Source organism: Holospora elegans E1, assembly GCF_000648275.1.
GTDB lineage: Bacteria > Pseudomonadota > Alphaproteobacteria > Holosporales > Holosporaceae > Holospora > Holospora undulata_A.
Map to the genome: position 1 here is coordinate 1 of NZ_BAUP01000067.1, position 7,650 is coordinate 7,650.

9 protein-coding genes and 1 pseudogene are annotated in these 7,650 nt (G+C 34.4%); 4 read left to right on the forward strand and 6 right to left on the reverse strand.

Annotated features, from left to right (window positions below; translation table 11 throughout):
* Positions 1-558: 558 nt before the first annotated feature.
* Entirely contained in the window at positions 559-2,934 is a 2,376-nt protein-coding gene (locus tag HE1_RS02465; RefSeq protein WP_162531198.1) for an LPS-assembly protein LptD, read from the reverse strand.
* 344 nt (positions 2,935-3,278) lie between these two features.
* Between HE1_RS02465 and HE1_RS02470 the strand changes: the two genes are divergently transcribed.
* The 4 genes and pseudogenes from HE1_RS02470 (at position 3,279) to HE1_RS02480 (ending at position 5,936) form a co-directional block, all read left to right on the forward strand.
* Complete coding sequence (locus tag HE1_RS02470) at positions 3,279-3,644, forward strand: frataxin domain-containing protein (RefSeq protein ID WP_035544331.1); 366 nt, start codon at positions 3,279-3,281, stop codon at positions 3,642-3,644.
* A gap of 506 nt (positions 3,645-4,150) precedes the next feature.
* Positions 4,151-4,300, forward strand: a pseudogene (locus HE1_RS07145) (transposase); the annotation flags it as partial.
* Positions 4,301-5,004: 704 nt separating this feature from the next.
* The gene (locus HE1_RS02475; protein WP_035544333.1) at positions 5,005-5,526 is read left to right on the forward strand and encodes a hypothetical protein; all 522 of its coding nucleotides are present in this window, start codon (positions 5,005-5,007) and stop codon (positions 5,524-5,526) included.
* 86 nt (positions 5,527-5,612) lie between these two features.
* Positions 5,613-5,936 carry a hypothetical protein gene (locus HE1_RS02480; protein ID WP_035544335.1) on the forward strand — a complete coding sequence of 108 codons (324 nt, stop codon included), beginning with the start codon at positions 5,613-5,615 and terminating at the stop codon, positions 5,934-5,936.
* Positions 5,937-6,433: 497 nt separating this feature from the next.
* Here HE1_RS02480 and HE1_RS08090 read toward each other — a convergent pair whose 3' ends face one another.
* From HE1_RS08090 to HE1_RS08095, 5 genes are all read right to left on the reverse strand, one after another.
* Entirely contained in the window at positions 6,434-6,613 is a 180-nt protein-coding gene (locus tag HE1_RS08090; protein ID WP_162480220.1) for a hypothetical protein, read from the reverse strand.
* Positions 6,540-6,737 carry a hypothetical protein gene (locus HE1_RS02490; RefSeq protein WP_035544340.1) on the reverse strand — a complete coding sequence of 66 codons (198 nt, stop codon included), beginning with the start codon at positions 6,735-6,737 and terminating at the stop codon, positions 6,540-6,542. The genes HE1_RS08090 and HE1_RS02490 overlap by 74 nt, the downstream gene beginning before the upstream one ends.
* Positions 6,738-7,025: 288 nt before the next feature.
* Positions 7,026-7,184: a hypothetical protein gene (locus tag HE1_RS08780; RefSeq protein WP_162531200.1), complete on the reverse strand. Its 159-nt coding sequence runs from the start codon at positions 7,182-7,184 to the stop codon at positions 7,026-7,028.
* Positions 7,185-7,187: 3 nt separating this feature from the next.
* Positions 7,188-7,403 (reverse strand): hypothetical protein, encoded by a 216-nt coding sequence (locus HE1_RS06420; RefSeq protein WP_052567245.1) that lies wholly within the window; start codon positions 7,401-7,403, stop codon positions 7,188-7,190.
* Positions 7,363-7,569: a hypothetical protein gene (locus tag HE1_RS08095; RefSeq protein WP_162480050.1), complete on the reverse strand. Its 207-nt coding sequence runs from the start codon at positions 7,567-7,569 to the stop codon at positions 7,363-7,365. Before HE1_RS08095 ends, HE1_RS06420 begins: the two co-directional genes overlap by 41 nt.
* Positions 7,570-7,650: the final 81 nt, after the last annotated feature.

Genomic DNA, 7,650 nt, shown 5'->3' on the forward strand with positions numbered 1-7,650 from the left:
CTGCCAAAGAGTTTTGCAATAGTATACTGCATTTTTTCTACCAAACCCGAGACAACATCGCCATGGATCTTGTCGATCGCGCCAATGACAATTTTCAACGCATTAGTCCAACACTTTCAGTTTGATTGCTAGGACAACATCGCCACGGATCTTGTCGACCGCATCACTGACAACTTTCAACGTATCAGTCCAGTACTTTCAGTTTGATTGGACATAACTGCCTTCTTGTCTGTATTTTCTATGCCAATTTTCTATGCCACCTGCCTATCGCTGATACACTTATTTTAAATAGGTGCGATGCTTCAATATATCCGCCCCCCCTCATCTAAATATTCTATTCCTCTTTGTCTTAAATCGTTGGTGTAGCTCTTTGTCATTTTCCTTTTGTTGTAACAAAAAAATCACACCCAATTTAACCTAAATTACTACAGTTGAAATTGTTAATTTCAGAATTTAGAGATTATAAAATTTTGTGCTACCAATTTATTTTGTGCTACCAATTTGTTGTATTTAAGATCGCTAAAAAATTAAAAAAGAAAAATAGGATTTTTTAATTTATTATGTTGGAAAAAATGTCTCTACTCCACAATTAGAAGGAAAAGAAGGAATTTCACTTTGTCGCTTATCAGGTTTACGAGAAAAAAGTTGCTTGCTCGTTTGAATTTTTCCAAGCTGTTTTAAATTGATACTGATGCCAAAAGAAATTCCTGGACGTAAATCTTCTGCCATTCTATAGCGACTGTACTGAAGAAAAAAATCAAATAAAAAACATTCATTTTCATACCCAACCCCAACGCCTTGGTTTAAAGGGCGATTAGAGTGAGGGATATTTTCACTTAACTCATAAGTTCTATTTTTTTTTAAATTCTGAGTAACAAATGCGCGAAGGTGCCAATTTCGAGTAAAGAGATTTGTTTTTGCCTGTATAGTGATTTGATGCGCTAGTGTTCGATATAAAGGGTTGATTGCTAAAGGAGGAGCTGAAATAAATATGTAGTTTCCAGAACATTCCAGAATTTTAGATCCTATGCTTCCCCCCAGCATATGTGTTTGAGAGTCTAATTTTGGAGTGTGTACACGAAATCGGTACAACAATTTTGCCCAAGAACTATTCCAAGATACTCTTCCCACCACATCAGAAAATCCTTTTCGGATCCCAACTGGAATAAGCTCTAAAGCGGGAGGGGTAACTGACCACCGCTGACCTATGTACGCTTCTATATTTTGAGTACAATTTAACTGATATTGAACATTTAATGCGTAATTAACTCTACTTCCATCATCAACACGATCTAACCCTGTAAATCTATTATGGGCCAACAAATTACTGTCGTGAAATTGAACGTTTTGACTATCTTGATTAGGAATGCGCCAAGAATTAATTTTTCCAGGTGCTGCCACTGTCTGAAGTTCTGGAGTAATGATCCATCTACACCCCATCATGACAGGATATCGAAATGTAACCTCTGCCTCTGGAAAAATACGATAGTAATGGGTATTTATTCTAGGCAAACCAAGAAGAGGAGAAACTTTTTCAGGTTGAATATAAAGCATCGCAAAGGAGGTATACGGGGAAGGCTGATGTAAAACACTTAAAGGGCAAATTTGTGCACTGTATAGGGCTTGTCCCAAGCGTACAGATCCATGAATCTGAATGCCTCTATTGGTCAAATGGTGCACTTCTAAAGCCGAATCCATAGTAGCACGCTGCATTTGCGTACCTTCTTTGTTATACAAAGATACTGTACCTACCTCTATATCCGCGGTAATTTTTTTACTAAACATTCCGCTTCGATAACAGTATTTTAGTTCTGGCGTTACTGCGCAAGATCCTTCTGTTGTATCATCGGGGGAAAGGTCTTGATAACGCAAAGTCCGAAAAGAAAACCAATGCTTTGGATAAAATCCTTCAAATCCACTTTTAGATTCAAGATAAGGGGCGCTGGTGAATCCAAAAAAGGGGCGCGTAGTAAAAAATGTTCGATCTGAAACGATATATTCGTGCATAAAGAAACGCCAGTGAGGAGAAAAGTGCGAATCTAAATCCAAAGCTCCGTAGCCACGAAACCCTTGATGATCGACGGTTTGTTGTTTGGGAGCAAGATTGGCAGCTCCACTAATTTGAACCGCTCCTTGATAAAACCGTTTTCTGTAATCTGATGCTATCATTCCTCCACCGCTTTGCATGTAAAACGGAGTGACTTTCAAATCTTGTTGTGCACTCATCCGATAATAATAGGGAAGCCCAGTGTAGAATCCAGCACCTACGTTCCCCCCCACATAGGGAGCCAACATCCCACTGCGTGGCCGGGTAGGTAAATAAAAATAAGGAACCTGAATAAAAGGAATACCTTTCAGTTTTAAAGTCGTATCCGTATATTCTGTTTGAGAATTTTTCTGATCTTGTTCTACAATTGTACTATGCAAAGACCACAATGGCTCTTCTGATAATCGATCTTTGCAAGCGTGACAAGGTGTGTAAGAAATTCGCTCTGCTCTTATTTTTTCTTCAGAAAATTTAATAATTTTTCTGGCAGTTATGCGTTCTCTAAGATAAGTTAACATACGAACATTGTGCAACGTTCCAGTAGATAGTGTACTTTTTAATGTTCCTTTATCAAAAAAAATTCTGTCTCCAGCGCTATCCTTTAGTTGTCCGTTCTGGACAAAAATTTCATTTTTTGATTGGTCATAAAGCAGATAAGAGCACTCCAACTTAACATGCCCTTGACGAAGTGTACAAGGACCGGAAACTATTAAAACACGAGATTTTTCATCATAGGATCCTTCTTGAAGTTCTACTAGAAAAGGACTATCTTGGTACGCCTTCCAATCTTGAACATGGGGACAATACCGTACGGAAGGATGTAGAGAAAAAAGAGCAAAAGCTGTATTGGAATAACTTAACATTCCTCCAACTACAGGAATTCCCAATAGCGTTACTTTAGTTACCCTGAAAAAATAAGCCCAGCACGCGGGATACAAAATCCAAATATTAATGAAGAACATTCCACATTATGTCATTTTTTCAAAAAAAAAATACATGATTTTCTAGCTTAAATTCATAAAAAACTACAGATCTTGTTTTTAAAAAAGTCCAATTAAAAAATTAATAATTTCAAATGAAATATTAGTTTTTGAAATCTGATGAAAATAAAATTAAAAAAATATTATTAGGGTACCGTAAAATTTTTATGGTAAAATAATGTGAAGTAGTCCCTTGTATGTTTTTATATACCAAGATAAAATTTTTTAAATAAACTGTTTAAGGTTATATTTTGGATAGTTCTTTTATGTTTGCAGAATTTGCTCAAATACTTTTAGATGAAATTTTTTCTCGTATTCACGCTTTTGAGTCTATTCTTTCTTGGGATGTTAACGAAAGAAGTGGAGTTTTGGAAGTTAAGATTCCAGCTGTTCCTTCGGTATACCTCATCCATCAGCATAATATTTTAGAACAAATCTGGCTATCGTCCCCCCTTTCCGGAGGATGGCATTTTACTTTTGACGCTTCTAGCAATACATGGCACGATACAAGAAAAAAGTATCCGTTTTTTCTTATGCTTTTTTCAGAATTCAAACCGCATATCCCTAAATCATTGTGGAGAGATTCATTACTAAAAGAACAGAAAGTTTCGGTCTAATTTTTCATATTCGTTAAGAAGTATGTTTATTGTGTTGATGGGCAACGCATTAATATGACCTGTCTTATATGGAGATCAAATAAAAAATTCGTATACAACGAGAATAAATTAAGCTGTAATGTTTGTCAGAACTTGAAAAAAATACGTCCTATTCAAATTTATTTAATATGACTTTTTTATGTGATCTTAGCTCTATTTCTTCCATCTAATTTTCTTTTATTTCTTCCACAAAAGTATGATCTTCGATCATGTCCAAAAAATAGCCTCCCTCTCGGAAATCAATATCGTTTTCATAATTCGGTGTAACATTATACAAAAAGTGATTATACTTGCTTTTTAGAAGTTTCTTAAAAAGCCTTATTTTTTTTGGAATGAACTCTGTTAAGAGGAGCAACGTTGCATATTAGAATACGAGCTAAATCCGTTAACTACATGATTTTTAAGATTATATTGGTCCATGCTAAAGGAAAAAATTTCTGATCAATGAACTAAAGCTTCGTTAAGGTGTTATTATGGATAACTCCTCTTTTCATAAATCCAAGAGAAGTAGAAAATTAATAGAATCTGTAAAATGCGGTATAATTTTTCTACCTCCTTGCTCTTGTGATTTGAATCCAATAGAGAAATTCTGGGCTAATGAAGAGGTGACAATATAACTAAATTCCAACGCTCTATTCGACGCTATTTCGTGGTTCTTTAACATATCTTATTCAACCTAAATTACTATAAAAGACGTAAAAACTGCTTTGTCAAACGATAGTATTTTTCATTCTAACCTTTTCTTCCAAAATCCAATTTTAAATATTTATATAAATTTTTTGTCCTATACGTAAAAAAGTCCTATTAAATAAATTTTAAATAAGTCATCAATAGAAAAGTTATTCGTTCTACATAGTGCTTAGCTTAGGACTATTTTTTCCCAATGTAGTTGAGATCAGGTGAATAAGGAGGCAAATATAGAAAAGTACGGCCAAAGTCTTCCAGAAATTTTTTCTGGTCGTACATGTTGTGCATAGCTTTTTTATGTGATCTTAGCTATATTTAAAAAAAATTATTTTATTTAATAGAATTTTTATTTTTATATTGCACTATATTTAAATATACATTTAACATTAATTTTTATAATGAAAAAAATATTTTTATTTATTAGTGGTTTAGGCGTTTCTGCTCATGCTAGCAAAGAAAGTGTGAATGCCTAGACAAGAGAGATGAAAAACGACATTATCTCATCCTTCAATGAGCATCGTTTTCCACCACTTAATCATTTGAAAAGACTTGGAAAAGAAATTCTAAAGGATTACAGAAATATTGATTCTGATGTCGAATATCTAAAAAAAGATTAAACACTATCGAAAGTATTTTGTTAGGTGCAAAAGAATTTTTAAACGGTGTTGCTACAAATTCAGAACGCTTATCTCAAGAGGTTCTTCAATCTGTATCATTCGAAGAAACAGAAAAATTTAAAAAATCTTTTGCTGCTGATCTTGACAAAGCAATAGAGTTATCTGAGCGTGAGGATATCGATTTTTCTGAATTGAGAAAAATTTTTTCTGAAACAACTAAAGCTCAAATTTTTTCTGTATGCTTAAAAAGTTTAAGGTATAAAGATCCTTCGAATATTAAAGATATAAAAGTTTTTGATCCCGAAGGTTCTTCCTTCAAAAATCAAGTTCCGTTTAATCTAATAAAATCTTCTATATCTTCTCTTGTTGATAAGATAGAACGATTTATGCCTCAAGTTAAAGCTTATGCAGGTATGAGTGAAATCGCTGAATTTGTTTCAAAGGTATCAGAGCAAGTGTTATTAGGAAATAATTTAACTCAAGAGAAAAAACTGACTTCTCTGCCTACGAAAAAAATGAGGATAGTTCCAAAATTCTAAACTATCAAATACAGTCATTAGAAAAATATTTTGAAGATTTTAAAAATTTCGTTTTATACAGACCAAAAAAATTTGAAAATTATAGATTGACGAACACTTCAACCAATTCTATTGCTCCAAAATTTCAGCCAAATTTGAAAAATTTTCCTTTTCCTCCTCCTGAATCTGGACTGTTAAAAAAACAAATTTTTGAAAAAGTATTTTGTGTCTCCGTGGAATCTGTGCGTCAACTTAATGATTCAAAGGTGAAAATTCCTCCTCCATCAGAATGTTTAGATAATTGGAATAATGTTTCTAACGACGGAAAATATGGTCCAAGTTTTGATTATCTATATGATTTTCAACGAAAAGAGATTCTTGATTCGATCTCTGAAATTCAACAAAAGACAATAAGTCTTCTGAAAAAATAAAAAAAATTATTATAGCACACATCAATATGAAATGGTTATAATTTAAGCTAAATTTTCTGTAGTATTTGTATTCCCTTGGAATGAGCCATAAAAAAAGCCTTGAATCCTTCCACGCAGAAAAACGATCCACGTTTTCGAAAAAACTTTCGAGTATAAGACTTTTAGGCTGCTCTATCATTTTTATTGACGAAAGCGGATTTACTTGTGGTCTGCCAAAAACTCAAGGGGGGCTTTTTTGTTTCGGTGTCCACGATTGGGGGATTTCTTCCTGTGAGTTTGTTTCAAACTACTCTTAACGCAGCTGTTTTTGAATGCTTGGGTAATTCAAGATCTCCTTCCAAAAACAGCCTAAAAGTATACTCTTCTTGGATAACGTCTTTTCATAAGGCAATGTACAGCGCCCCCTTTTTCATGACTACAATTTATAACTATTTCTATTTTATATTGTGTACGCTAGAGGAAAGTCCTTGAGGCCTGAGTCAATTCTGTAAGGAAAATTAATATGAAAGAAACAGACCAATAACATTTTTTGTACAGTTCCCATACTCCCCCTCACTTTTTTTCAGGTAGTTTAAAAGATCGCTGAAATCAAAGAATAAGAGTTTATCTTTGATCCACCTGAGTCCCCTTGTGAAGTATGAATAACAAAGGCGCTCTGACTGTTTTTTTGTAAGCAATTTCTTGTGTAAGGCCCGTTATAGAAGCGTATACAGTAGCAACAGCGACAATGGTCATAAGTTTGGAAAGTCTTCCCAAATCTTTCATAGGGGGATTTTCAAGGTTAACCCCTTGCGTTTTCATAGTTCTGAACAGCCGTTCAATATCCCATCTTTGTTTGTTTAGTACCCGGTCTTTATCTTAAGCAAATGACAAGGTGCTCATCTTTAATCTTTTTACCTACGGCCCCCCCTAGGATCATCCAGCATGTTATACAGATGGCGGCTTTCGTCCGTATTTAGGTGAGTAAAAAAATCCTTCAAAGGCTTTTTAGAGGTGCCGAAGTTGGCCAATGGATTATCCTTTATACGGATAAAAAAAGGGATCTTGTGGTCACACAAACAAGTCAAACAAACAAGTCAAACAAATAAGTCAAACAAATAAGTCAAACAAATAAGTGATCCAATCTTTGCCCACAAATTCGCGATCAGCTGAAAAGGAGAGAATTTTATCGCCCCCAAAGATTTCCTTAAATTGATTTAATAAACTGATGCGTGCTAGGGGGTGCGAATTTTTCTGGTGATCAAGCATGCTCTAAAACAAAGGAAACGTAATCTTTCCAACTCTAACAGCTAGTACGAGGCAATTGATATTCTGCGTTCCAAACTTCCAATTGGTGCCATCGAGCATTAAATGCATTTTAGGAACTTGCTCCCAAATGCTTGATATCAAGGCTTTTGAGAAGAGTCCAGAATCAATTAACTTGTCCTCAATTACTTGTCCTTTTAAAAAAACTCCTGACGCGTTCAAGCTTGGATTTTATTGAAGCTGGAGAGTTCATCTTGTGGATCAGCGCAAGATGCTGAACCTTTCGCTGATCGATAAGTACGAAGGTTTTAAAAGTCTCTGCGCGGGAATTGTGAAAAGCTAATAGTTTTTTTATCTTGTTTATTAAGGATGAGAGGTTCATTTGCATTAAACATTGTTGTTTATTTTTAATAAAATAGCCTCTCTTTCGGATCTTTAAAAGACCCTTCAAAAAAGTGAGGGGGAGTAT

Excerpts from the sequence above, each read along its gene's own strand:
- HE1_RS02490 (WP_035544340.1), bottom strand. The coding sequence starts at position 6,737 with ATGAAAACGCAAGGGGTTAACCTTGAAAATCCCCCTATGAAAGATTTG.
- HE1_RS08780 (WP_162531200.1), bottom strand. The coding sequence starts at position 7,184 with ATGCTTGATCACCAGAAAAATTCGCACCCCCTAGCACGCATCAGTTTA.
- HE1_RS08095 (WP_162480050.1), bottom strand. The coding sequence starts at position 7,569 with ATGCAAATGAACCTCTCATCCTTAATAAACAAGATAAAAAAACTATTA.